Raw genomic sequence first — 21,886 nt, 5'->3', positions numbered from 1 at the left:
GATCTAGTCATGCTCTCACGTACCGCCTCCTCGCTTTACTGGCTTGGGCGCTATATCGAACGCGCGGATTTCATCGCCCGGCTGGTCGAGGCCACGGTGCGGCTCGATGTGCTGTCGCCGCGTCCCGCGGGCGAAGCGGCGTGGGCCAGTGCGCTGGCCGTGACCGAGACCGACACCGCGTTCAAGGCGACGGGCGAGACCGTCACTCAACTGCATGTTGCGCGTTTCCTGACGCTCGATGAAGCTCATTCCGGATCGATCGTCCGCTGTCTCGATAGGGCGCGCAACAATGCCAAGGCGGTGCGCACCGCATTGACCCGCGAAGCCTGGACCGCGATCAACCGCGCCTGGCTGATGTTCCATGGCCGGTCGAGTCCGGGCGGGGCAATGGCGACGCTCAACCTTGTCGAAGCGGTCAAAACCGAGGCGCGTGGGTTCGAGGGCGCGATTCACCGCATGCTGCGCAACCAGACGACGTGGTTCATCCGGCTCGGCCAGGCGGTCGAACGTGCCGATAACACCGCGCGGTTGCTCGACGTGAAATATCATCTGCTGCTGCCCGAGGGCGAGCAGGTTGGCGGCGTCGTGGACCGCGATCAATGGACCACCATTTTGCAAACCGTCTCGGCGGTCACGGCTTATCGCTGGCTTTATTCCGAGGGGTTGAAACCCGCGAATGTGATCGACCTGCTGATATCGCGCGCCGAATTGCCGCGTTCGCTTGCCGCGTCGGCGGAAGAGACGCTGGAGATACTCAATCTGCTTGCCAAGCGCACCGGCTTGCACGGTGAGGCTGACCGGATGGCGCGAATGCGTCAGGCGCGGCTGGCGAAGACGCGATCGGGCGAGGTGATCGCCAATGGCCTTCACCAATATCTCCAGGCGTTCAACGCGGAGAACGACCTGCTCCATGAGGCCATCGGCCGGCAGTTCAAATTCGGATGAGGCTGACCGTCGATCATCGCACGACGTATCGCTTCTCGGTGGCGCAGGGGCGCCTCACCCAACTCCTTCGCCTGACGCCGGCCGGGACCGACGGTCAGGCTGTTGCAAATTGGGGTATCCATGTCGATTGCGACGCGCGGATGCGCCACGGTCGCGACGGTTTCGGTAACCGCACGACGATGCTTTACGTCGATGGGCCGATCGAGAGCATCGAGATCGAGGTATCGGGCGAGGTGCTGACCAACGGCAGCGGCGGCATATTGCATGGGACGCTCGAACCGCTGCCACCGGCGGTGTTCTTGCGCGCAACGCCGTTGACCGAGGGCGGTGAGGCATTGGCGGCATTCGCTCGCGGCGCGATGGGTGAGAAGACCGATCCGGTCGAGCGTCTGCACTTGTTGAATGGGGCGCTCCACCGCCGTTTCCAACTCGATCGCGAGCGGCCGGTTTCGGGGCGGAGTGCGGCGGAAGCATTCGACCTGCAGACCGCGACATCGCGCGACCTGGCGCAGATGTACATCGCGGCCGCGCGCGCGCTGGAAATGCCGGCGCGGTATGTCTCGGGCTATAGCGCGGCTGGTTTCGGTGGCGACAGGCTCCCCGCGCCGCATGGGTGGGCCGAAGCCTATGTCGACAGGCTGGGCTGGGTTGCGTTCGACCCCTGTACCGGGCTGTCGGCTGATGAGGCTTATGTGCGGGTCGCCGTTGCGCTCGATTCAGCTGGCGCCGCGCCGATCGCTGGTTCGCGATTGGGCGAGGGCTGTGAGGAACTGGACGTCGACGTAACGGTGGGTAGCGCGCAATAGCGTCATCGCCAGACTATTCCGCGCAGTTTACCTTCCGTTCGCCCCGAGCCTGTCGAAGGGCAGGCTTCCACGATTGGAACTTCGCTTATGGCGTGGAGGCTTCGACAGGCTCAGCCTGAACGGTTTTCGTAACGCCACTGCGCGCTAGGCCAATTCGCCTTCGAGCGCCGCCTGGGTCATCGCCGATACGGCGACCGGTTCGTCGACCAGCAGCGTCCAGCCCGATGGGCCAAGCACTTCGAGCGGGCGATAGCGCGTCTTGTACTCCATCCGCGCCGACCCTTTTACCCAATAACCAAGATAGACGTTGGGCAGGGCGGCCGACCGCGCGCGCAGGATATGGTCGATGATGATGAAATTGCCGAGGCCGGGGCGCTCGGTGAGGTCGGCATCGAAAAAGCTGTAGATCATCGACAGGCCATCGGCCTGCTGGTCGGTCAGGCATGCGCCGATCAGCTTGCCCTGCTGACCATTTTTCGCGGGCTCGCGATATTCGACGATGAAGCTGTCGACCGGCGAATGTTCGACCATGTCGGCATAGTCGCCCTCGTCCATGCCCGCCATGCCGCCGCCGGGGTGGCGTGACGCGAGGTAGCGGCGGAGCAACTGGAATTGTTCGTCGGTCGCCCAGGGGCGGCAGGCAGTGACCTCGATATCGCCGTGCCGCCGGATCAGCTTGCGCTGCGTGGCATTGGGTTCGAACTCAGGCGCGACGACGCGGACCGAGACGCAGGCGGTGCAACTGGCGCAACTCGGTCGATAGGCGACCGACTGGCTGCGGCGGAAACCGATCCGGCCGAGCGCGTCGTTGAGTTCGCCGGCATGCGGGCCATTGAGCTCGGTAAACACCTTCCGTTCCTGGCGCCCGGGCAAATAGGGGCAAGGTGACGGGCTGGTCACAAAGAAACGTGGGAAACGAAATGGCGCAGTCACCGCCTGTATGCCCTTTTTCCTGCCGCGCAGATGCCCGGTTCGGGGGCGTTATGAATCGTGCGCGTCGTGATGAAAAGCGGCTTTACCATGAATGAAGGTTAACGCTTTGCGCGTGACATAGAAAGTGTCACATTCATGCGAGCGCGTAACGGGCCGCGCTCGGCTTAGCGCATTCACCGAACAGGAGAAAGCGGTGCGCCCGCGACTGGTCGCATGCCAGATTCGCTTGGGCGAATATCCTCCCACGATCGAGGGACGCAGGCCCCGCCAGGCGGCTTTACCAAGGCAGTGAACAATCACGGAGCCGAGCAATGATCTATCTTATTGCCATCCTCGCAATAGCTGCCCCAACGAGCCACGTTCCGCGCAGCCTCCCGCCGTCATCGGTCGGCTTCATCCAGGTCGGGTGCAGCGGCGGTGTGGCCGGACGAATGGAAAGCATGCGTATCGGCACCGACGGGACGATCGAACGCATGGGTTGGAACCGCAAGGCGTCGGGCAAGACCGACCCGGACGAGGTCAAGGCGTTGTGGCGGCGGCTCGATGCGATCAAGTTCGACACACTCGCTTCGCTAACGAGAGGGCGGCCGATCCCCGACGGGATCAATTGCGGCATCAGCCGCTTTGGTGGCGGCGCGCCCAATCATCACGTCGATTTTCCGCAGCAAGGCATGCGCGATCCATCGACGTCGGCCCAGCGCGAAGCCCGCTCGGTGCTCAGCGCAGCGATGAAGATCGGCAACAGGGTGAGTCTCAACCCGCAACCGATCCCACCCAAGGAATCGATCAAGCGGCAATAATATTCAGCGAGACGCCTTGATCGCCCGCAGTTTGAAGCCGGTGATCTTTGTCCCGTAGCGGCACTCGAACGAACGCCGCTGCTTGCCGTCGTCGGCCGTCCCCCAAACGACGATCTTGCTCGGGCTGGATTGCTGAACGTCGATGATATGCACTGTGCCATATTGTGACGCCTGTGCGCCGCAGGCCTGTCTTGCCGTCGGCGCCAATTGTTCGTTGTTCTGCGGCTCGCCCTGCGCGCCGCGGACCGCCATGCCGACCGCGCTCGTCGCCACGGCGGCGACGCAGCCACCGAGCGGTAGCGCGCTCCCGATCAGCAGCGTCCAGACCAATATACGCGTCATCTTGGCATTGTCCCTGCTGCCGGCACGATGGGCGCCGCATCCGGCACCCTATGATGAGCGGTCGGAGCGCACAATGGTGCGGCAACGGGCGCGCTGGAGTCCCATCGACTTCTGACATGCTCGATGTCCCATATCTCTTGATGTCCCGGTACAGCCCAACTGCGTCTATTGGCGTCAAGTATATGAAATATAACGACTATATTGATTTGGTCGTGAAGCGAAGCCTGAGATACGGGACATTACCGGTGTCCCATATCTCCCGCCGCTCCACCGCCGGCAATGATTCAACCATCGCGCAGGATATGGTCTGGCATTTCTTGCCGGACCTGGACCGGCACGCTCTTTCTCACCGTCGGACAGGATCGCCACGCGCGCAAGGGCCCCGCGCATGCGTCCGATATAATGCTTAAGCGAGTTCGACCGGGCTTGCCTCGTATCCGGCCTCGCGCAGCGCGACCATCAGCCGATCGAGATGCGCGCGGTCGCGCGTCTCGCATTCGATATCGGTAATCAAGCCCTTGGCCGGCAGGGTGGTGAAGACGCGCTGGTGATAGATCTCGATGATGTTGACGCGCTGCTGGTCGAAGATCCGCGCGACGTTGAACAACGCGCCGGGCTGATCCTGCAACCGGATACGCAGGCGCGCGAGCCGGCCCGATCGCGCCAGGTCGCGCAACAGCACATTGGCGAGCAGCCGCGTATCGATATTGCCGCCGCACAGCACGACGCCGACGGTCTTGCCCTTGAAACGCTCGGGATGTTGCAACAGCGCGGCGAGGCCCGCGGCGCCGGCGCCTTCTACCACCGTCTTTTCGATCTGCAGCAACAGGCTGACCGCCTGTTCCAGGCTGCGTTCGCTGACCAGCAGGATGTCGTCGACCAGCATTTTGACCATGCCGCTGGTGATCGCGCCAGGTTCCTTGACCGCGATGCCCTCGGCCAGCGTATCGCCGGCGCAGGGCATGTCGGTGCCGTTGATGCGGTTGTACATCGACGGGAAAAGCTCGGCCTCGACACCGATCACTTCGATCGGCTTTCCCCTGGCCTCGTTGCTGGCTCTCTCGCTCGCGTCGCGCGCAACCACCGCCATGCCGGAGATCAGCCCGCCGCCGCCGATAGGCGTGATGAAGGTGTCGATCGTCGGCACATCCTCGAGCATCTCAAGCGCCACCGTGCCTTGCCCGGCAATGACCCGGACATCGTCGAACGGATGGACGAAGGTGAAACCCTCGCCGGCCTCGAGCTCGCGCGCATGGGCATAGGCGGCGTCGAACGTTTCGCCGAACAACACGACATTGGCGTGATGCCCCTCGGTCTGCGTCACCTTCACCGTCGGGGTGTTGGTCGGCATCACGATCGTCGCGGGAATGCCGAGCCGGTGCGCGTGATAGGCCAGGCCCTGCGCATGGTTGCCGGCGGACGCGGCGATCACGCCCTTGGTCTGCGGGTCGAGCTGCAGCAGCGTGTTGAGAGCTCCGCGTTCCTTGTACGCTGCGGTAAACTGCAGATTCTCGAACTTGAGATAGACCGTCGCGCCGGTCAGGTCGGACAGCGTCTTGCTGATGAAGGTCGGTGTGCGCACGATCGACTCGGCGATCCGCGCATGGGCGGCGCGGACATCGTCGATGGTGACGGGGAGCTGTTCAGCGGCGGACAGAGGATCGGTAGCCATAGGCGAAGGCGCCTAGACCATCTGGCGTGATGAAGGAACACGCCTTATGCGCTGGCGCATGGCTGAAATCGCATTCATCGGAACCGGCGTGATGGGCGCGCCGATGGCGGGGCACCTTGTCACCGCCGGGCACACTGTCACCGTCCATAATCGCTCGCCTGAAAAGGCTGCCGCCTGGGTCGCGCAATATGGCGGCAAATCGGCCGCGACCGCACTCGATGCGATCGATGGCGTCGAGATACTGATCACCTGCGTCGGTAACGATGCCGATCTAGATGCGCTGCTGCTGCACAGCCCCGATGCGATCGCCAGGCTGCGCGGCGGGCTGATCATCGATCACACCACCGTCTCTGCAAATATCTCGCGCCGCATTTGCGATGCCGCCGCCGCGGCCGACGTCGAATTCGTTGATGCTCCCGTTTCGGGCGGGCAGGCAGGGGCTGAGAAGGGCGCTCTGTCGATCATGTGCGGCGCGCGTTCGCCCCAAGCCTTTGCGCGCGCCGAGGCGATCGTTGCCGCCTATGCCGCACGGACGATCCATGTCGGCGGCCCCGGCGCTGGGCAGCAGACCAAGATGGTCAACCAGATCGCCATTGCCGGCGTGCTTCAGGGGCTTTCGGAAGCGCTGCGTTTTGCCCAGGCGAGCGAGCTCGACACCGCCAAGGTGTTCGACGCGATCTCGGGCGGTGCGGCGCAGAGCTGGCAGATGGTCAATCGCTGGCAATCGATGAGCGAGGACCGCTTCGATTTCGGCTTCGCGGTCGACTGGATGCGCAAGGATCTCGGCCTCGCGCTCGACGAGGCGAAGCAGAATGGCGCGGTGCTGCCGGTCGCGGCTTTGGTCGACCAATTCTATGCCGAGGTGCAGAAACTGGGCGGCGCGCGTCAGGACACGAGCTCGCTGGTGAGGAGATTGCCGAAGTGATTGCCCGTGTGACCTATTTCCTGGCGGCGGCGACGATATCGCTGGCGCTTTCCGGCACCCCCGTCCTCGCCGATGCGCTGGTCGATAACGTCAACGGCATCACGATGGACAAGGATGGCAAGGTCATTCAGTTCACCGGCCTGTTGATGACCCCCGACGGCAAGGTCGCCAGGCTGCTAAAACAGGGCGAGAAACGGCCCGAAAAGCTCGACTGGCGTGCCGATATGAAGGGCAAGGTGATGCTGCCCGGCTTCATCGACGCGCACGGTCATGTTATGGATCTCGGCTTCCGCGCGCTCGAACTCGATCTGTCCGAAACAAAGAGTCTCGATGAGGCCAAGGCGAAGATCGCGGCCTATGCGGCGGCGAATACCGATCGCAAATGGATCCTCGGCGGCGGTTGGAACCAGGAAGTCTGGAACCTCGGCCGTTTCCCGACCGCAGCCGAACTCGATGCGGTGGTCAGCGACCGCCCGGTCTGGCTGTCGCGCGCCGATGGCCATGCCAGCTGGGGCAACAGCATGGCGATGAAGCTGGCAGGCGTCACCGCAAAGAGCGTTTCGCCGGCGGGCGGCCGGATCGAAAAGACCGGCCTGCAACCGAACGGCGTGTTCATCGATGCGGCGCAGGCGCTGATCGCGAAGCTTGTGCCGCCGCCTTTGCCGCGCGACCGCAACGGCGCACTGCTCAAGGCACAGGACATCCTGCTCGGCTTCGGCATCACGGCCACCGCCGATATGGGCACCACGCTCGACGATTGGCTGGCCTTGCGCCGGATGGGTGACAAGGGCTCGCTGCGGATCCGCATCATGAGCTATTCTTCGGGGGTCGAGCCCGCAATCCAGATCGCCGGCAACGGTCCGACACCCTGGCTCTATGGCGACCGGCTGCGCATGGTCGGCGTGAAACTCTACGCCGATGGCGCACTCGGCTCGCGTGGCGCGTGGCTGAAGGCGCCCTATGCCGACTCGCCCAGGGAGACCGGGCTGCAATTCATGTCGGAGGACGTGATCCGCAACCTGATGAGCCGCGCGGCGATGGATGGTTTCCAGGTCGCGATCCATGCGATCGGCGACAAGGCCAATGCCCAGGTGCTCGACGCGATCGACGCCATGTCGGACACGTATAAGGGCGATCGACGCTGGCGCGTCGAACATGCGCAGATCGTCGATCCGGTCGATCTGCCGCGCTTCGGCAAGCATGGCATCATCGCCTCGATGCAGCCGGTCCATCAAACCAGCGATCGCGGCATGGTCGAGGCACGGCTGGGCGAAACGCGCCTCGCCGGCGCCTATGCCTGGGCGTCGATGCTGAAGAACGGCGCAGCGCTCACCTTCGGCTCCGACTATCCGGTCGAAAGTCCCGATCCCTTCGCCGGCTGGGCCGCCGCCTTCACGCGCATGGACGCCAGCGGTCAGCCGTTCGGTGGCTGGCGGCCGGAAGAGCGCGTGAGCCGCGAACAGGCGTGGTGGGCATTTACCGGCGGCGCGGCCTATGCCGGCTTTGCCGAGGACAAGTTCGGACGGTTGGGCGTCGGACAGCGCGCGGACTTCATCATCGTCGACCGCGACCCTTTGCTGGCGTCACCGACCGAGCTGCGCGCGACCAAGGTGCAGGAGACGTGGGTAGGCGGCGAGAAGGTGTGGGAGAAAAAGTGAGCGGCGCCCAGGCCAGTGCCTTGCCGGACACAAAAAGGCCGCGGCTCCCCCCGGAGGCCGCGGCCTTTCTCCCCGATACGCGGGAGGTTCCTTACGCGACTTCGGAAACGGGCTCGGCGACCTCATCGGGCTCGCGCAGCACATATCCGCGGCCCCAGACGGTCTCGATATAATTCTCGCCGTCGCAGGCCAGGCTGAGCTTCTTGCGCAGCTTGCAGATGAACACGTCGATAATCTTGAGTTCAGGCTCGTCCATTCCGCCATAAAGGTGGTTGAGGAACATTTCCTTGGTCAGCGTGGTGCCCTTACGCAGCGAAAGCAGCTCGAGCATCGCATATTCCTTGCCGGTCAGATGGACGCGGCTGCCATCGACTTCGACCGTCTTGGCATCGAGATTGACGGCGAGCTTGCCGGTGCGGATGACCGACTGGCTATGACCCTTGGAGCGGCGCACCACAGCGTGGATGCGTGCAGTCAGCTCTTCGCGATGGAAGGGCTTGGTGACGTAATCGTCGGCACCGAAGCCGAAGCTGCGCACCTTGGAATCCATTTCGTTGATACCCGACAGGATCAGCACCGGCGTCTGCACACGGGCGACGCGCAGCTTTTTCAGCACGTCGTAACCATGCATATCGGGCAGATTCAGGTCGAGCAGGATGATATCGTAATCATACAGCTTGCCCAGATCGAGGCCTTCCTCGCCCAGGTCCGTTGTATAGACGTTAAACCCTTCGGTCGTAAGCATGAGCTCGATCGCCTTCGCGGTCGTCGGCTCGTCTTCGATCAGCAACACGCGCATCGGCCGTTCCCCTGTCACTCGCGGTGTTCGATGCCCCCTTCGGCTCGACCCAACCTGCGAACAAACCATTAACCTGATCAGTGATGAAGGTAAAAGGTTAATTTCGCATTAATCGGCTTGAATCCACGAGTCGCGGGGAATCCCTGACCCGTGAATCCACGTACCGCAGGCTTTGCAGGGTTAACCCGCCTGTACGCACAGGTTGCGCAGCCGATCCGAAAGGAATGCGATCAGCGCCTCGACCCGGGCCGGGCGCAGGTTGCTGGGTGGGGTCATCAGGTGCAGCGCGATCGGCGGTCCATGCCAGTCGGTCAGGATCGCCTCCAATGTGCCATCCAACAGGTCAGGTCCGACGATGAAGTCGGGCAGCGTACCAATGCCGAGCCCGGCGCGGAGAGCGGGGAGCAGTGCGTCGCCATTGTTGGAACGCAGCGGTCCGGTCGGCCGGACCGCCGCCTCGCCGGCGTCGGGTCCGGAGAACCGCCAGGGCCCGGTAACATTCGTATAAGCGAAGCAGGGATGTTCGCCGAGCTGCGCCGGGTGGGTCGGGCGACCATGTCTGGCGAGATAGGCCGGCGCCGCGACGATATGCGTCCTGATCGCGCCGAGGCGACGCGCACGTAGCGAACTATCCGGCAGGTCGGCGATGCGTAATGCGATATCGAAACCCTCAGCCACGATATCGATCTTTGCGTCGGACAAATGAAGGTCGATCTCGATCCCGGGATGCGCAATCAGGAATTCCGCGATTGCCGGTGCGACCTTGGCCAGCCCGAGCGTCATCGGCGCGGTCATGCGCACCAGTCCGGTCGGTGCGGTTGCGGCATCGCGTGCGGCTTCTTCCGCCGCATTGGCTTCGGCGAGGATCCGCGCGGCGTGTTCGGACAGGCTTTTGCCGTTCTCGGTCAGCGTCAACCGGCGCGAATTGCGATGGAACAGCGACTGGCCGAGATGCGCCTCCAGTCGGGTGATCGCCTTCGATACCGTCGCCTTGGACAGGCCGATCGCGTCGGCCGCGCCGCTGAACGAGCGGTGATCGACGACACTGGCGAAGATCGCCCAGGCTTCGAGATCTGGTAATCGCATGACTTATCCTCCCCGTGCCGGAGAGGGTGTAAATGATGAAACGATCAGTTTCCAGCGTTTCCATTTACCGCATGATCGAAATCCCTATCTTGGCGGCAACAGAACGAACCAACTGGAGTTTCGACAATGATCGCTACTCACGAAAGAATCGAGCGCCGCAGTTTCGACACCCTCGGCCATGCCGATCACGGCTGGCTCAACGCGCGCCACCATTTCTCCTTCGCCGATTACCACGACCCCAAACGCATGGGCTGGGGCGCGATCCGCGTGTGGAACGATGACGAGATCGCGGCAAACAGCGGTTTCCCGCCGCATCCGCATCGCGATATGGAGATTATCACCTATGTCCGCAGCGGCGCGATCACCCATCAGGATTCGATGGGCAACAAGGGCCGCACTGGCGCGGGCGATGTACAGGTGATGAGCGCCGGCACCGGCGTGCGTCATGCCGAGTTCAATCTGGAAGCCGAAACTACCACTTTGTTCCAGATCTGGATCGAACCGAGCCGCACCGGTGGTGCCCCGAGCTGGGGAGCCAAGCCTTTCCCCAAGGACGGTCGGGACGGCAAATTCGCGGTCCTCGCCAGCGGTTTCGCCGAGGATAAGGACGCGCTGCCCATTCGTGCCGATGCACGGGTGCTCGGCACGACGGTGAAGGCCGGCGAGAGCCTGAGCCATAGCGTGGGTGAGGGGCGTCACGCCTATCTCGTCCCCGCGACCGGGGCGATCGAGATCGATGGCGTACGGTTCAACGCCCGCGATGGTGCCGCGCTCAGCGGCGGCCAGACGGTCGAGATCAAGGCGATCGAGGATGCCGAGATCGTGCTGGTGGACACAGCATAATCCCATCCTTCCCCCGCTTGCGGGGAAGTCGGGGGAGGGCCGGATCATTCCCCCGGATCGGACCCTCCCTCAGCCCCTCCCGATCGCGGGAGGGGGAACCCATCAACCAAAGGCAATTCTCATGACCAAAGTCCTCGTGCTCTATTACTCGTCCTACGGCCATCTCGAGCAGATGGCGGATGCCGTCGCCGATGGCGCGCGTTCGGCCGGCGCCGAAGTCGATATCCGCCGCGTTCCCGAAACCGCGCCGCCCGAGGTCGCTGCCGCGGCAGGTTTCAAGGCGGACATCGCGCATCCGGTGATCGAAGGGATCAGCACGCTGGCCAATTACGATGCGATCGTGATCGGCGCACCGACGCGTTTCGGGCGGATGCCCAGCCAGATGGCCTCGTTCCTCGACCAGGCCGGCGGCCTGTGGATGAGCGGCGCACTGCACGGCAAGGTCGGCGGCGCCTTCACCTCGACCGCGACCCAGCATGGCGGGCAGGAAACCACCCTGTTTTCGATCATCACCAACCTGCTGCACTTCGGCCTGACCATTGTCGGCCTGGACTATGGATTCCAGGGTCAGATGGGCGTCGATAAGGTCAAGGGTGGGTCGCCTTACGGCGCGACGACGATTGCTGACGGCAATGGCAGCCGCCAGCCGAGCGCGACTGAGCTCGATGGCGCGCGTTATCAGGGCAAGCGTATCGCGGAGACAGCGACCAAGCTGGCAGCCTGACGCACCGCCGATATTCGAATACGGTCGGTCAGCTGGGTATCCAGCTGGCCGGCCGCTTCGATTCGGGGCGGTTCAGGATCAGGGTTTTGGTGGCGGTCCCCGGAAAACGCCCGGTGGCGTTTGCGGAGTGGCCGGATTGGGCAGCTGCTGCGGCCATGGTGTCGGCACATCGACAACCGCGGGGTTTGCCGCAAAGGTAGTGCGAGCGCGCGCAAAGATTGCGCGCGCCTGAGCTGCACCGGCCGCGCTGGCAGAGGTACCGACCCAACGCCAGTGCCATGGCTCCCACGTCACGCCTTGTTTGTTGCGCCAGGAAAATGACAGTTCGAAGCCATATTCGCGAGCATGAGCGGTCAGCCAGCGACCGGCTGCGGTCGAGGCGATGCAGGGATCGACATCGAAACAGTTGAGCGCCGGACGGATGCCGAAGTCGATCGTGTAGCCGGTGGAATGCTCGCTAAACCCTGGCGGCGCGACGAATTGCGCCCGCTGGCCCGGCGTCGCAAAGCGTCGGGCCGGTCCGACCTGTCCGCAGAAAACCGCGCGTTGGCGGGAGATGGAGCGGTGACAGGATACGCCGCGCAACTGGTTTGCGACCTCCGGCACCGCGTTAGCGGCGTTAAGCAGGCGGGTGAGATCGACCGCGGCGGCTCGCTGGACCAGGCAGTTCTCGCCGATCCCAAATCCAGGTGGTGCCGCAACCAGATCGAACGGAGACGCGTCGCCATAGGGCAAATGCCCGAGCAAGCGGCCGTCCATGAACGGATAGACGATGTGCCCGGTGCAGATCTCGATCGGCGCGGTGGCGGCGATGGCCGGCAGAACCCAGAGGGCGCAGCCGGCGATACCGGCCGCAGTTTTTTGGAGAAGCCCCATAAGGTGTTTCTCTGGCATGAGCGCGCTTGGAGTGGCAAGGGCCGTGCATGCTCGCAAATCATGTTCTTTTCTTCGACGGCGAAGCGATGGTCATCGACAAGCCCGCCGGCTTGCCGGTCGATCGACCGCGCGACGGCTCGATCAGCCTCGAAAACCATCTCGACAGCCTGAAATTCGGCTTCAAGCGCTGGCCCGTCCCCGTACATCGGCTCGACCGCGATACGTCGGGCTGTCTGCTGCTGTCGCGCAATCCCAAGGCGCATGCGCGGTTCCAACAGGCGTTCGAACAGGGGCTGGTCAAGAAACGCTATCTCGCCGTGCTGGAAGGCGTGCCGGAAGGCGAAAGTGGCTTGATCGATCTCGCGCTGGGCAAGACCAGCACCGCCGAGGATGGCTGGCGTATGCGCGGCGACCCAAACGGCAAAGCGGCGCGCACTGGCTGGCGCTTGCTGGAGGTGAAGGACGGTCGCTCCTTCGTCGAGTTCATGCCCGAAACAGGCCGCACCCATCAGATCCGCGTCCATGCCGCGGAAGTACTCGGCGCGCCGGTGGTCGGCGATCCGATCTACGGCAGCGGTGGTAAGCACAGCTTGCTCCATGCTGCGTCATTGATGGTTCCGCGCGAGGGCAAGGATCCGATCATCGCCGAGGCGCCGTTGCCGGAGCGGTTCGCGGAAGCAGGATTTAGTTTGACGCTGCCTGATCGCTAAAGCGGTCGAGTTCACTCTCGTCGGTAAGCCGCCTGCCGCGCAAACTTCTGTTGCGCTTCCACTGGACCTCTGTCCGTGGGGCCGGACAAGCGAGCGATTGCTTCATTATGTGAAAGAGCGGGTGGCGGTTGGTAACCTGTGTCTGAGGACAGTGCTAACGGCTGGACAATCGGGTTTGAATCAGTGAAAATTTACCGCCCTGAAATCTCCGCTGCCAACATGGAATTTTCCCGCAGTTACGGGAATTGCTGCCAAAAATGCTTTTTTGGGCGTTTTACGGGAATCTGCGGGAAATCCTGCGGGAATTTGGCTGGAACGCTACGGGAATTTTCGGGTGCTTTTAGGCGCAACTGGAATTGACGGGCGGAGGTCATGATCGGCCCGATTGCGGGGCCGCTCGATTCAAATGATTTCTAGAATGGGCGTGCAATCTTGAAGCGCAACATGCTCGGCGGAGAGCAGGTATGGCGACGCCAGAAGAGGAGGTGAATCGCGCCGACTGGTTTGGCGCAAAAGAATATCGCCCTCGCGCTAATCGATTGGTTTGCCCCGCAAGCTCTTCACCGTTGACCGTTTGGTCTTGCCGTCCATTCTCCGCGCCTTGGCTGCCTTGGACGGTTTGGTCGGACGGCGTCTCTTCGGCACGATCGTCGCTTCGCGGATCAGGTCGAACAGCCGCTCGCGCACTTCCTGGCGATTGAGCAATTGTGACCGCGCACCTTCGCTTTTTAGTACAAGCACGCCGTCGCGGGTGAGGCGGCTCCCAGCGAGAATCTCCAGCCGCGCCTTCACCGCCTCGGGCAGGTTGGGCGAATTGCGCACGTCGAAGCGCAGCATGACGGCGGAATCGGTAGTGTTGACCGATTGGCCGCCTGGCCCGGACGACCGGGCGAAGCTTTCTTCCAATTCGTCGCTGTCTATGGCGATCGATCGGGTAACGGGGAGCAGGGGCATCGAACCATCTTTGCGGCAGCGTGAGGCGTTTCCATAGCCGAATTCGGCGGTGTATGTCGCCTCCATGGTCAATCCCGTTCCGACTCCGAAGCCGCTGCGCCGCTACACCAGCCTGCCAGTGCTGCTCGATACCCTGCTCCGGCAGCGCCTCACGCTGGTCAGCTACTCGGCCTGGAAGGATGCCAATGATCGCCGGTCGATGGAGGTGTATCAGGAAACGATGCACTATAGCTTCGTTGGCGCGATCTGCCTGACCGAAGCGCCCGAAACCTTTCATCACTGGCAGGTGTTCGCCGGCGACACCGCCGGGGTGTGCATCCAGTTCGACCGCACGCAGTTTGAACAGATGATCGCCGCGACGCCGCGCTGCCTGTTCGCGCCAATGCGATATGTGAAGATCGACGAGATCGCCAAGATCGACGCGTCGGACATTCACAGCCTGCCGTTTTTGAAACGGCGCGGTTTTATCGACGAGGCTGAGCTCCGCGTGGTCGGGCATTCGATCGAACCAGTGCCCGCGCTGCATATCGATCTGGTTCAGGGCGCCTTGCGGCAGATCACGTTCAGCCCTTTCATGCACCCCGAACTGGTGGCCTCGGCGCGCGCCGTGATCCATGGGATAGCGGGGTGGGAAAAGCTCAAGATCATCCAGTCGCGACTGACCGACAGCGACCGCTGGCAGCGCGCGCTGTCGACATTCCCGAGGCGGCACGGAATCGTTTACGACGATCCCACCTAACCGGATCAGCGGCAGAGATAGCATCTGCCTGACTTGCGGCTTCAACCGGCCGATCTCATCTTTACGAGAAGCGGGTCCGACATGAACCCGCAACAAGGAAATCCGATGTTCGACTTCGCGATCAAGGCCGGTTCAAAGGCGGAACTCTATCACGACCTCCATGCCGCAATCGATGCGCTGACCGCGGACGAAGCGGATGCCGTCGCCAATATGGCCAATGTCGCGGCGGTGATCTGGGAATATCTGCCCGATCTCAACTGGGCCGGCTTTTATCGCGCGATCGACGGCGAACTGGTGCTCGGGCCGTTCCAGGGCAAGGCGGCATGCATCCGCATCGCCATGGGCAAGGGCGTTTGCGGCACGGCGGCGCAGACCCGCGAAACGCAGCTGGTCGAGGATGTGTTCGCGTTTCCCGGCCATATCGCCTGCGATGCGGCGAGCCGGTCCGAGCTGGTCGTCCCGATCATGCACAATGGGCAGCTGTTCGGTGTGCTCGACCTCGACAGCCCGAGCGGGGCGCGTTTCGATGCGGAGGATGCCGCCGGCTGCGAGGCCCTGGTCGGGCTGATTGCATCACGCATCGCGCGATGACCCGTTCCGGGACATTCTGAATTCTGGCGGGAAATCGCCAGAAATGGTAACGCTTTCGTTAAGAATAACCGAAGTCGCGCGGGGGTGCGGCGTCTTGATTGGAGTGTTTACCATGCGAACCCGCACGATTGCCGCATTTGCGTTGATGCTCGGCTCCACCACTGCGTCCGCAGACGCACAGCGACTCGGGTCACAGGGGGGCACGACAACCGGCCCGATGCGGCCATTGCCGGGTCCGAAGGTCGGTGGGCCAGGCACCTATCGTCCGCAGCCGGGCGGCACGACCATGCCACGCCCGGCGCGCTGGAACGGCAATCAGCATGGCGGCGGTCAGCGCTGGGGCGGCCAGAATAATGGTGGGCAGCGTTGGGCTGGACAGCATCGCGGTGGCCAGCGCTGGGGCGCTCAGGTCGGCGGTCGCTGGTATGGCGGCTCGCACGCGCCCGGCGGCTGGAACGCTTATCGCCGTCCGGTGCGTGGCTGGATGTTGCCGCGCTACTGGATCGCACCGACCTTCTTCATCAGCGACTGGTCGTCCTATGGCCTGTCGAGCCCGCCGCGCGGTTACAACTGGACCCGCTATTATGACGACGCGGTGCTGAGGGACGGTCGCGGTCAAGTCTGGGATTCGGTCAGCGGCCTTGATTGGGACCGCTATGACGATCGCGACGACTATGACGATGGTTATGCCGATGGGCCGGACGGCCAGGATGGCGAATATCCTTATCGAGGCGCCGGGGGGAGCGCTGGCGGGGGTTATGTGCAGCAGGACTATCAGTCCGCGCCGCCCCCGCCCTATGGCGCCCGCTATGGCGAGCCGGGCTATGACGAACCGCAGGTCGCCTATGCGCCACCACGCGAAGTCGTGCAGCAGCGCGGCTATTCGAGCGGTTATTCCACGTCGGGCTATTCCGGCAATTATGCCTCGAGCGGTTATGTCAGCGGTGGTTACTGGTATCCGCCGGCCACCACGACGACGGTGACGGTGCAGTCCGCGCCGGTGATCGAGACGACCACGACCTATATCGACGAAGTTACCTATTCGCCGCGCAAGGTCTATCGCGCCAAGAAGAAAGTGTGGCGGCCCAAGGTGCGCCAGTGCCGCTGCCGCTGATCGGTTAGCGCCCGGTTCTGGAAATTGCGAAGACGGGCGAAACGCCGTGCAAGGCTCGGAACTTTGCACGGCGTTTCGCTGTCGGACGTCAGCGCTTGTCGCGCTCGCCAAAGGTGACGAGGCTTTCGTCGCCATTGGCGGATAGCGCCGAGACGCCGATGAAATTATCGTCGACCGGTATTTCCGTAAGTACCATACCCGGTGTCGCGACATCGCGGCTGTTGGCCCAGTCCTGTGTGTCGCTGCGGCGCCAGTGCACGCGATAGCTGGTCGCGCCGGGAACTGCGTCCCATTTCACGCTGGTGTCGCGCGAAAGCGCACCCGACAGGGTGACGCTCGAAGGCGCGGCCGGCGCCGATGCGAGACGGCGGATCGTCGCGACATTGATCGCAGTGACTTTGGCCAGATAGGCGAAATCCATCCGGTCGGGCGTGTCACCGAACCGAACACCCTTTTCAGTGCGCAGGTCCTGATGCTGCGCATCCCAATTCTCGACCGCCGAGGTGAAGCGGATCGCGGGAAAGCCGAGCTTGAGAAACGGCTCATGATCGCCGCCCCGTCCGAAGCGATCCGGGCGCCGCGCGACGAACACGTCGAGACCGGCGGGCAATTTCGCCGCGATACCGTCCACTGCCTTGGCCAGCGCACGCGACGGGCCGTCATCTTCGCCGCCCGATGCGCGGCGCGCAATCTGTGCGGCCAGGTCCTCCGACGCGCGCACGCCTTCGGAGAAGACCCGCACCCGGTCGGCGACGTGCAGTCCGCCTTGGCCCATGCTGTTGCCGACGATGTCGTTGTTGAGCATCGCGGTGACGGTCCATTTTTTCTGCTGTGCTGTCTCAGCGAGCAACTGGCCGCCCCATAGTCCCTGCTCTTCGCCCGAAAGCAGGGCGTAGACGATCGTCGCTTTGAATTTCTGCTTCGACAGGATCCGCGCCGCCTCCAGCACCAATGCGCTGCCCGAGCCATTGTCGTTCGCGCCGGGCGCATCGGCGCTCGCATTCATCGCGTCGGTCACCCGGCTGTCGATATGCGCCGCGACGATCACCATGCGACGCGGCTCCTCGCCCTGCTGGAAACCGAGCACATCGACGACATTGACGCCGGCGGGGGCGCGTGGCCCGACAAAGGTGCGGGCAATATTGGCGACGGTGATGCAGCCACCGCACGCATCGGCGATGCGGCTCAGCTCGCTGCCCGCCCAGCCACGCGCCGCATCGATCCCGCGTCCGGGCTTTTCGGGGTCGGCGGTGGAGAGGGTGTGACGTGTGCCGAAGCCGACCAGTCTGTCGACCGTCGCCTTGAGTCGCGCCGGGTCGGGCGCGTCCTGCGCGGCGGCTGGCATGGCGACGCTGAGAGCGGTCAGGATCAGGGCGGCGGCGGGAATATAATGCATCGCGCCATGGTGGCGGCGCAGGTGATGTGAGGCAAGCGTCAGCTCAATCGGTCGATCGCGTCGCGGTCGAGTGATCCCGGGATGATCATCAACGGAATCGGCAATGCGCCCGCGTCGGTGCCGGCGAAGTGGCTGACCAACGGTCCCGGCGCACCGGTCGCGGCGGCGCCGAGCACCAGTGCAGCGATGTTGGGGTTCTCCGCGATCATCTCGCGGATGATTTTCGGCCCATCGCCCTGTTTGAGCGTGATCGAGGGCTTCAGCCCCGATTCTTCCATCAGCGTGCCGGCTGCGCCCGCGACGAGTGCTTCGGCATGGACGCGTGCTTCTTCTTCGATCGTCGCCTGCACGCCACCCCATTGGACGAACTCGACCGGCGGCAGCAGCGTCAATATCTCGACTCCGCCGCCGGTCTTCACCGCGCGCCGCGCGGCGAAGCGAAGTGCGATCTCCGCCTCCGGGCTTTCGTCGATCACCACCAGATAGACACGCATTTCATCGCTCCCCTGACCATATAGGTGGCGCGATGTTGGGCACTAAGCAAGTGTGCGGTCTTGACCCGGTCGGCATCGGGCGCGAAGGAAACACCCCGCGAAGTTTCGGCCTGAGGACTCCCCAGCTTATGCCTATCGAGATCAAGATGCCTGCCCTGTCGCCGACGATGGAGGAAGGCACGCTCGCCAAATGGCTCGTCAAGGAAGGCGACACGGTCAAGTCGGGCGACCTGATGGCCGAGATCGAGACCGACAAGGCGACGATGGAGTTCGAGGCGGTCGATGAAGGCGTGATCTCGAAGATCCTGATCGCCGAGGGCACCGACAATGTGAAGGTCGGCACGGTTATCGCGACGTTGACCCCTGACGGCGAAGAGGCCGGTGCGCCTGCCGAATCGGCTGCGCCGAAAGCAGAGGCGTCCGCGCCGAAGGGGGATATCAAGGCCGAGCCGGAACCCAAGGCGCCAGAACCCAAGACGACTCCGGAAGCTGCTCCTGCGCCCGCCAAGGCCGATGGCGAACGCGTCAAGGCGAGCCCACTCGCCCGGCGTATCGCGGCAGAGAAGGGTATCGAGCTGTCGGCGCTGAACGGTTCGGGGCCGAACGGCCGGATCGTGAAGGCCGATCTGGAAGGCGCCAAGGCCGGTGCCGCACCTGTTGCCAAGGCTGAGACAGCTGCCGCCTCGACCGCCGAAGCCGCACCCGCGCCAGCCGCCGCCAAACCCGCTGCAATCCCTGACATCCCGCACGAGGCGGCCAAGCTGTCGAACGTGCGCAAGGTCATCGCGCGCCGCCTGACCGAATCGAAGCAGACCGTTCCGCACATCTATCTGACGGTCGATATCCGGCTCGATGCGATGCTCAAGCTGCGCGCCGATCTCAACGCCGCGCTCGAACCGCGGGGCGTCAAGCTGTCGGTCAACGACTTGCTGATCAAGGCGCTCGCCGTGTCGTTGATGCGCGTGCCCAAGTGCAACGTGATGTTCACCGGCGATCAGCTGATCACCTTTGCCCGTGCCGATATATCGGTCGCGGTCAGCGCACCGTCGGGGCTGATCACGCCGATCATCACCCATGCCGATACCAAGGCGGTCTCCGCCATCTCGACCGAGATGAAGGATCTGGCCGGCCGCGCGCGCGAACAGAAGCTCAAGCCCGAGGAATATCAGGGCGGCACCGCCAGCCTGAGCAATATGGGTATGTTCGGCATCAAGCAGTTCGAGGCTGTGATCAATCCACCCCAGGGCATGATCATGGCGATCGGCGCGGGTGAGAAGCGCCCCTATATCATCGACGATGCGCTCGGCATCGCGACGGTGATGTCGGCGACCGGCAGCTTCGATCACCGCGCGATCGACGGCGCGGATGGTGCGGAGTTGATGCAGGCGTTCAAGGCGCTGGTGGAGGCACCGCTTGCCATGGTGGCTTAAATCAATGGCGAGGACGCTGATCGAGCTGTTGCATATCGCGGCGGGTCTTGCCGCGACGGCGCTGATCGCGACGCTCGCGGTATGGGCGGTGCCTGGAGCGGGGCGGACGATCTGGTGGGTTGCCTATGCATCTATGGTGGTGGTGGCATTCATGGGTGTCCGACCATTACGCCTCGCCTGGGCCAGGGACCGGGCCGACGTGCGCAAGCATAACGCACCGCCGGCCGCCGATGAGTGATGGCCCGCCGGCCGGCGCGCCCGCGATCCGCGCGACCGCGATGGCGGCGGACGCGAACCCCTATGGCAAGGTCTTCGTCGGCTGGCTGATGGGCCAAATGGCGCTCGCCGCCGGGTCGGTCGCGTCACGTCATTGTCGGGGTCGCGCACCGGTCGTCGCGGCGGACGGTTTCAGCTTCACAGCCCCGGTGTCGATCGGTGACGAGGTATCGTTTTACGCGACGATCGCGGCGACCGGGCGCACCTCGATGACCGTGGCGGTCGAAGTGTGGCGACGCGGCCGGCATGGCGAAGAGTTCGCCAAAGCCGCCGCCGGCAATTTTACCCTGGTTTCGATGGGGGAGGACGATCGACCTTCCCCGCTAAGTTCAGAAGGAAATACACGTGGCTGACACCTACGACCTGATCATTCTCGGTTCCGGCCCCGGCGGCTATGTCGCGGCGATCCGCGCCGCGCAGCTTGGCCTGAAGACCGCGATCGTCGAGCGCGAGCGGTTGGGCGGTATCTGCCTCAACTGGGGCTGCATCCCGACCAAGGCACTGCTGCGCACGTCGGAAATCTATCACTACATCACACACGCGGCCGATTACGGCCTGAGCGTCGAGAAGCCCGGATTCGACCTGAGCAAGATCGTCGAGCGCAGCCGCAAGGTTGCCGGACAGCTCAACATGGGCGTCAAGGGCCTGATGAAGAAGAACAAGGTGACCGTGATCGAGGGCAGCGGTACGCTCACCGGAAAGGGCAAGTTGTCGGTCAGGCAGGGCGACAAGGTCACCGAGCTCGAAGCGAAGAACATCATCGTCGCGACCGGTGCTCGCGCCCGTGATCTGCCCTTTGCCAAGGCTGATGGTAAGCGTATCTGGACCTATCGCCACGCGATGGTGCCGGAAGAAATGCCGACCAAGTTGCTGGTCATCGGATCGGGCGCGATCGGCGTCGAATTCGCCAGCTTCTACAATGATATGGGCGCCGATGTGACGATCGTGGAAATGCTCCCGCGGGTCGTGCCGGTCGAGGATGAGGAAGTCAGCGCCTTCATGGAAAAGGCGCTGGCCAAGCAGGGTATCAAGATCCTGACCAGCGCCGGGATCGAGAAGCTGGAGAGTGGCGCAAAGGGCGTCGCCGCATCGATCAAGGGTAAGGATGGTAAGGTCGAGACGGCCGAGTTCAGCCATGCGATCGTCGCGATCGGCATCGTGCCCAACACCGAGGAGATCGGGCTTGAGGCACTCGGCGTCGAAACCGACCGCGGCCATATCAAGACCGACGGTTACGGCCGCACCAATGTCGAGGGACTGTTCGCGATCGGCGACGTCACCGGCCCGCCCTGGCTGGCGCACAAGGCGAGCCATGAGGGCGTGGTGTGCGTCGAGGCGATCGCTGGACAGAAGCCGCATCCGTTCGAGACCTGGAATATCCCGGGCTGCACCTATTCGCGCCCGCAAGTCGCGTCGGTCGGCTATACCGAGGCCAAGGCCAAAGAAGCAGGATATGAGGTGAAGGTCGGTAAATTCCCTTTCATCGGCAATGGCAAGGCGATTGCGCTGGGCGAGGCAGAGGGTTTTGTGAAGACCGTGTTCGATGCGAAGACCGGCGAACTGCTCGGCGCGCACATGGTCGGCGCGGAAGTCACCGAATTGATCCAGGGTTATGTCATCGCGCGTCAGCTCGAGACGACCGAGGCCGAATTGATGGAAACGGTGTTCGCGCATCCGACCATTTCGGAAACGATGCACGAAAGCGTGCTTGGCGCTTATGGGCGCATGCTACACATGTAACAGAGGTGGCGGCGCATAGATCGACGCGGTTAA

24 protein-coding genes are annotated in these 21,886 nt (G+C 63.6%); 15 read left to right on the top strand and 9 right to left on the bottom strand.

The window, feature by feature from the left end:
• Positions 1–9: 9 nt before the first annotated feature.
• Together ACVWZA_RS08405 and ACVWZA_RS08400 are read left to right on the top strand one after the other, a co-directional pair.
• Positions 10–945: an alpha-E domain-containing protein gene (locus ACVWZA_RS08405; protein ID WP_457310741.1), complete on the top strand. Its 936-nt coding sequence runs from the start codon at positions 10–12 to the stop codon at positions 943–945.
• Positions 942–1,751 carry a transglutaminase family protein gene (locus ACVWZA_RS08400; RefSeq protein WP_457310740.1) on the top strand — a complete coding sequence of 270 codons (810 nt, stop codon included), beginning with the start codon at positions 942–944 and terminating at the stop codon, positions 1,749–1,751. Before ACVWZA_RS08405 ends, ACVWZA_RS08400 begins: the two co-directional genes overlap by 4 nt.
• Before the next feature lie 144 nt (positions 1,752–1,895).
• On the opposite strand, the gene ACVWZA_RS08395 is transcribed toward ACVWZA_RS08400, so the two are convergent.
• Entirely contained in the window at positions 1,896–2,684 is a 789-nt protein-coding gene (locus ACVWZA_RS08395; RefSeq protein WP_457310739.1) for an arginyltransferase, read from the bottom strand.
• A 311-nt stretch (positions 2,685–2,995) separates the two neighbouring features.
• On the opposite strand from ACVWZA_RS08395, the gene ACVWZA_RS08390 reads away from it, so the two are divergent.
• Entirely contained in the window at positions 2,996–3,484 is a 489-nt protein-coding gene (locus tag ACVWZA_RS08390) for a hypothetical protein (protein ID WP_457310738.1), read from the top strand.
• A 3-nt stretch (positions 3,485–3,487) separates the two neighbouring features.
• On the opposite strand, the gene ACVWZA_RS08385 is transcribed toward ACVWZA_RS08390, so the two are convergent.
• Positions 3,488–3,826, bottom strand: coding sequence for a hypothetical protein (locus ACVWZA_RS08385; protein WP_457310737.1), 339 nt, complete (start codon positions 3,824–3,826; stop codon positions 3,488–3,490).
• 406 nt (positions 3,827–4,232) lie between these two features.
• Complete coding sequence (locus tag ACVWZA_RS08380) at positions 4,233–5,498, bottom strand: threonine ammonia-lyase (protein WP_457310736.1); 1,266 nt, start codon at positions 5,496–5,498, stop codon at positions 4,233–4,235.
• A 58-nt stretch (positions 5,499–5,556) separates the two neighbouring features.
• Between ACVWZA_RS08380 and ACVWZA_RS08375 the strand changes: the two genes are divergently transcribed.
• Both ACVWZA_RS08375 and ACVWZA_RS08370 read left to right on the top strand, forming a co-directional pair.
• Complete coding sequence (locus ACVWZA_RS08375) at positions 5,557–6,423, top strand: NAD(P)-dependent oxidoreductase (protein ID WP_457310735.1); 867 nt, start codon at positions 5,557–5,559, stop codon at positions 6,421–6,423.
• Positions 6,420–8,081 (top strand): amidohydrolase, encoded by a 1,662-nt coding sequence (locus tag ACVWZA_RS08370; protein ID WP_457310734.1) that lies wholly within the window; start codon positions 6,420–6,422, stop codon positions 8,079–8,081. Before ACVWZA_RS08375 ends, ACVWZA_RS08370 begins: the two co-directional genes overlap by 4 nt.
• A gap of 91 nt (positions 8,082–8,172) precedes the next feature.
• On the opposite strand, the gene ctrA is transcribed toward ACVWZA_RS08370, so the two are convergent.
• Positions 8,173–8,880 (bottom strand): response regulator transcription factor CtrA, encoded by a 708-nt coding sequence (ctrA, locus tag ACVWZA_RS08365; protein ID WP_457310733.1) that lies wholly within the window; start codon positions 8,878–8,880, stop codon positions 8,173–8,175.
• Between the two features lie 180 nt (positions 8,881–9,060).
• Positions 9,061–9,966, bottom strand: a complete 906-nt coding sequence (locus ACVWZA_RS08360) for a LysR substrate-binding domain-containing protein (protein ID WP_457310732.1) — start codon at positions 9,964–9,966, stop codon at positions 9,061–9,063.
• 126 nt (positions 9,967–10,092) lie between these two features.
• Here ACVWZA_RS08360 and ACVWZA_RS08355 point away from each other — a divergent pair, with 126 nt between their 5' ends.
• Positions 10,093–10,809 carry a pirin family protein gene (locus tag ACVWZA_RS08355; RefSeq protein ID WP_457310731.1) on the top strand — a complete coding sequence of 239 codons (717 nt, stop codon included), beginning with the start codon at positions 10,093–10,095 and terminating at the stop codon, positions 10,807–10,809.
• A gap of 121 nt (positions 10,810–10,930) precedes the next feature.
• Complete coding sequence (gene wrbA / locus ACVWZA_RS08350; RefSeq protein ID WP_457310730.1) at positions 10,931–11,533, top strand: NAD(P)H:quinone oxidoreductase; 603 nt, start codon at positions 10,931–10,933, stop codon at positions 11,531–11,533.
• Between the two features lie 78 nt (positions 11,534–11,611).
• Here wrbA and ACVWZA_RS08345 read toward each other — a convergent pair whose 3' ends face one another.
• Entirely contained in the window at positions 11,612–12,409 is a 798-nt protein-coding gene (locus ACVWZA_RS08345) for a M15 family metallopeptidase (RefSeq protein ID WP_457310729.1), read from the bottom strand.
• A 47-nt stretch (positions 12,410–12,456) separates the two neighbouring features.
• Here ACVWZA_RS08345 and ACVWZA_RS08340 point away from each other — a divergent pair, with 47 nt between their 5' ends.
• Entirely contained in the window at positions 12,457–13,119 is a 663-nt protein-coding gene (locus ACVWZA_RS08340) for an RluA family pseudouridine synthase (protein WP_457310728.1), read from the top strand.
• A gap of 531 nt (positions 13,120–13,650) precedes the next feature.
• On the opposite strand, the gene arfB is transcribed toward ACVWZA_RS08340, so the two are convergent.
• Complete coding sequence (arfB, locus tag ACVWZA_RS08335) at positions 13,651–14,073, bottom strand: alternative ribosome rescue aminoacyl-tRNA hydrolase ArfB (RefSeq protein WP_457310727.1); 423 nt, start codon at positions 14,071–14,073, stop codon at positions 13,651–13,653.
• Positions 14,074–14,137: 64 nt separating this feature from the next.
• Between arfB and ACVWZA_RS08330 the strand changes: the two genes are divergently transcribed.
• The 3 genes from ACVWZA_RS08330 to ACVWZA_RS08320 all read left to right on the top strand — a co-directional run bounded on the left by ACVWZA_RS08330 (position 14,138) and on the right by ACVWZA_RS08320 (position 16,517).
• Complete coding sequence (locus ACVWZA_RS08330) at positions 14,138–14,812, top strand: hypothetical protein (protein WP_457310726.1); 675 nt, start codon at positions 14,138–14,140, stop codon at positions 14,810–14,812.
• A gap of 105 nt (positions 14,813–14,917) precedes the next feature.
• Positions 14,918–15,403 (top strand): GAF domain-containing protein, encoded by a 486-nt coding sequence (locus tag ACVWZA_RS08325; RefSeq protein ID WP_457310725.1) that lies wholly within the window; start codon positions 14,918–14,920, stop codon positions 15,401–15,403.
• Positions 15,404–15,515: 112 nt separating this feature from the next.
• Positions 15,516–16,517 carry an RcnB family protein gene (locus tag ACVWZA_RS08320; RefSeq protein WP_457310724.1) on the top strand — a complete coding sequence of 334 codons (1,002 nt, stop codon included), beginning with the start codon at positions 15,516–15,518 and terminating at the stop codon, positions 16,515–16,517.
• A gap of 88 nt (positions 16,518–16,605) precedes the next feature.
• On the opposite strand, the gene ACVWZA_RS08315 is transcribed toward ACVWZA_RS08320, so the two are convergent.
• Both ACVWZA_RS08315 and ACVWZA_RS08310 read right to left on the bottom strand, forming a co-directional pair.
• On the bottom strand, positions 16,606–17,913 hold the full coding sequence (locus ACVWZA_RS08315; protein WP_457310723.1) for a M28 family peptidase: 1,308 nt from the start codon (positions 17,911–17,913) through the stop codon (positions 16,606–16,608).
• A 38-nt stretch (positions 17,914–17,951) separates the two neighbouring features.
• Entirely contained in the window at positions 17,952–18,407 is a 456-nt protein-coding gene (locus tag ACVWZA_RS08310; RefSeq protein ID WP_457310722.1) for a universal stress protein, read from the bottom strand.
• Positions 18,408–18,535: 128 nt separating this feature from the next.
• On the opposite strand from ACVWZA_RS08310, the gene ACVWZA_RS08305 reads away from it, so the two are divergent.
• Genes ACVWZA_RS08305 through lpdA form a run of 4 tightly spaced genes read left to right on the top strand, consistent with a single transcriptional unit; the run spans position 18,536 to position 21,853 of the window.
• Positions 18,536–19,837 carry a pyruvate dehydrogenase complex dihydrolipoamide acetyltransferase gene (locus ACVWZA_RS08305; RefSeq protein ID WP_457310721.1) on the top strand — a complete coding sequence of 434 codons (1,302 nt, stop codon included), beginning with the start codon at positions 18,536–18,538 and terminating at the stop codon, positions 19,835–19,837.
• A gap of 4 nt (positions 19,838–19,841) precedes the next feature.
• Positions 19,842–20,075 (top strand): hypothetical protein, encoded by a 234-nt coding sequence (locus ACVWZA_RS08300; protein ID WP_457310720.1) that lies wholly within the window; start codon positions 19,842–19,844, stop codon positions 20,073–20,075.
• Positions 20,068–20,466 (top strand): acyl-CoA thioesterase, encoded by a 399-nt coding sequence (locus tag ACVWZA_RS08295; RefSeq protein ID WP_457310719.1) that lies wholly within the window; start codon positions 20,068–20,070, stop codon positions 20,464–20,466. The genes ACVWZA_RS08300 and ACVWZA_RS08295 overlap by 8 nt, the downstream gene beginning before the upstream one ends.
• A complete protein-coding gene (gene lpdA, locus ACVWZA_RS08290) occupies positions 20,459–21,853 on the top strand; it encodes a dihydrolipoyl dehydrogenase (protein WP_457310718.1) in 1,395 nt (464 codons plus the stop codon). Before ACVWZA_RS08295 ends, lpdA begins: the two co-directional genes overlap by 8 nt.
• The last annotated feature ends 33 nt before the right edge of the window (positions 21,854–21,886 follow it).

This window comes from Sphingomonas sp. UYAg733, assembly GCF_054057355.1.
This window is presented reverse-complemented; position numbering and strand designations above follow the sequence as displayed.

Excerpts from the sequence above, each read along its gene's own strand:
- wrbA (WP_457310730.1), top strand. The coding sequence starts at position 10,931 with ATGACCAAAGTCCTCGTGCTCTATTACTCGTCCTACGGCCATCTCGAG.
- arfB (WP_457310727.1), bottom strand. The coding sequence starts at position 14,073 with ATGCCCCTGCTCCCCGTTACCCGATCGATCGCCATAGACAGCGACGAA.
- ACVWZA_RS08320 (WP_457310724.1), top strand. The coding sequence starts at position 15,516 with ATGCGAACCCGCACGATTGCCGCATTTGCGTTGATGCTCGGCTCCACC.
- ACVWZA_RS08310 (WP_457310722.1), bottom strand. The coding sequence starts at position 18,407 with ATGCGTGTCTATCTGGTGGTGATCGACGAAAGCCCGGAGGCGGAGATC.
- ACVWZA_RS08380 (WP_457310736.1), bottom strand. The coding sequence starts at position 5,498 with ATGGCTACCGATCCTCTGTCCGCCGCTGAACAGCTCCCCGTCACCATC.
- ACVWZA_RS08360 (WP_457310732.1), bottom strand. The coding sequence starts at position 9,966 with ATGCGATTACCAGATCTCGAAGCCTGGGCGATCTTCGCCAGTGTCGTC.
- ACVWZA_RS08355 (WP_457310731.1), top strand. The coding sequence starts at position 10,093 with ATGATCGCTACTCACGAAAGAATCGAGCGCCGCAGTTTCGACACCCTC.
- ACVWZA_RS08295 (WP_457310719.1), top strand. The coding sequence starts at position 20,068 with ATGAGTGATGGCCCGCCGGCCGGCGCGCCCGCGATCCGCGCGACCGCG.
- ACVWZA_RS08340 (WP_457310728.1), top strand. The coding sequence starts at position 12,457 with ATGCTCGCAAATCATGTTCTTTTCTTCGACGGCGAAGCGATGGTCATC.
- ACVWZA_RS08375 (WP_457310735.1), top strand. The coding sequence starts at position 5,557 with ATGGCTGAAATCGCATTCATCGGAACCGGCGTGATGGGCGCGCCGATG.
- ACVWZA_RS08385 (WP_457310737.1), bottom strand. The coding sequence starts at position 3,826 with ATGACGCGTATATTGGTCTGGACGCTGCTGATCGGGAGCGCGCTACCG.
- ACVWZA_RS08325 (WP_457310725.1), top strand. The coding sequence starts at position 14,918 with ATGTTCGACTTCGCGATCAAGGCCGGTTCAAAGGCGGAACTCTATCAC.
- ACVWZA_RS08305 (WP_457310721.1), top strand. The coding sequence starts at position 18,536 with ATGCCTATCGAGATCAAGATGCCTGCCCTGTCGCCGACGATGGAGGAA.
- ACVWZA_RS08400 (WP_457310740.1), top strand. The coding sequence starts at position 942 with ATGAGGCTGACCGTCGATCATCGCACGACGTATCGCTTCTCGGTGGCG.
- ACVWZA_RS08345 (WP_457310729.1), bottom strand. The coding sequence starts at position 12,409 with ATGGGGCTTCTCCAAAAAACTGCGGCCGGTATCGCCGGCTGCGCCCTC.
- ACVWZA_RS08330 (WP_457310726.1), top strand. The coding sequence starts at position 14,138 with ATGGTCAATCCCGTTCCGACTCCGAAGCCGCTGCGCCGCTACACCAGC.
- ACVWZA_RS08300 (WP_457310720.1), top strand. The coding sequence starts at position 19,842 with ATGGCGAGGACGCTGATCGAGCTGTTGCATATCGCGGCGGGTCTTGCC.
- ACVWZA_RS08405 (WP_457310741.1), top strand. The coding sequence starts at position 10 with ATGCTCTCACGTACCGCCTCCTCGCTTTACTGGCTTGGGCGCTATATC.
- ACVWZA_RS08390 (WP_457310738.1), top strand. The coding sequence starts at position 2,996 with ATGATCTATCTTATTGCCATCCTCGCAATAGCTGCCCCAACGAGCCAC.
- ctrA (WP_457310733.1), bottom strand. The coding sequence starts at position 8,880 with ATGCGCGTGTTGCTGATCGAAGACGAGCCGACGACCGCGAAGGCGATC.
- ACVWZA_RS08315 (WP_457310723.1), bottom strand. The coding sequence starts at position 17,913 with ATGCATTATATTCCCGCCGCCGCCCTGATCCTGACCGCTCTCAGCGTC.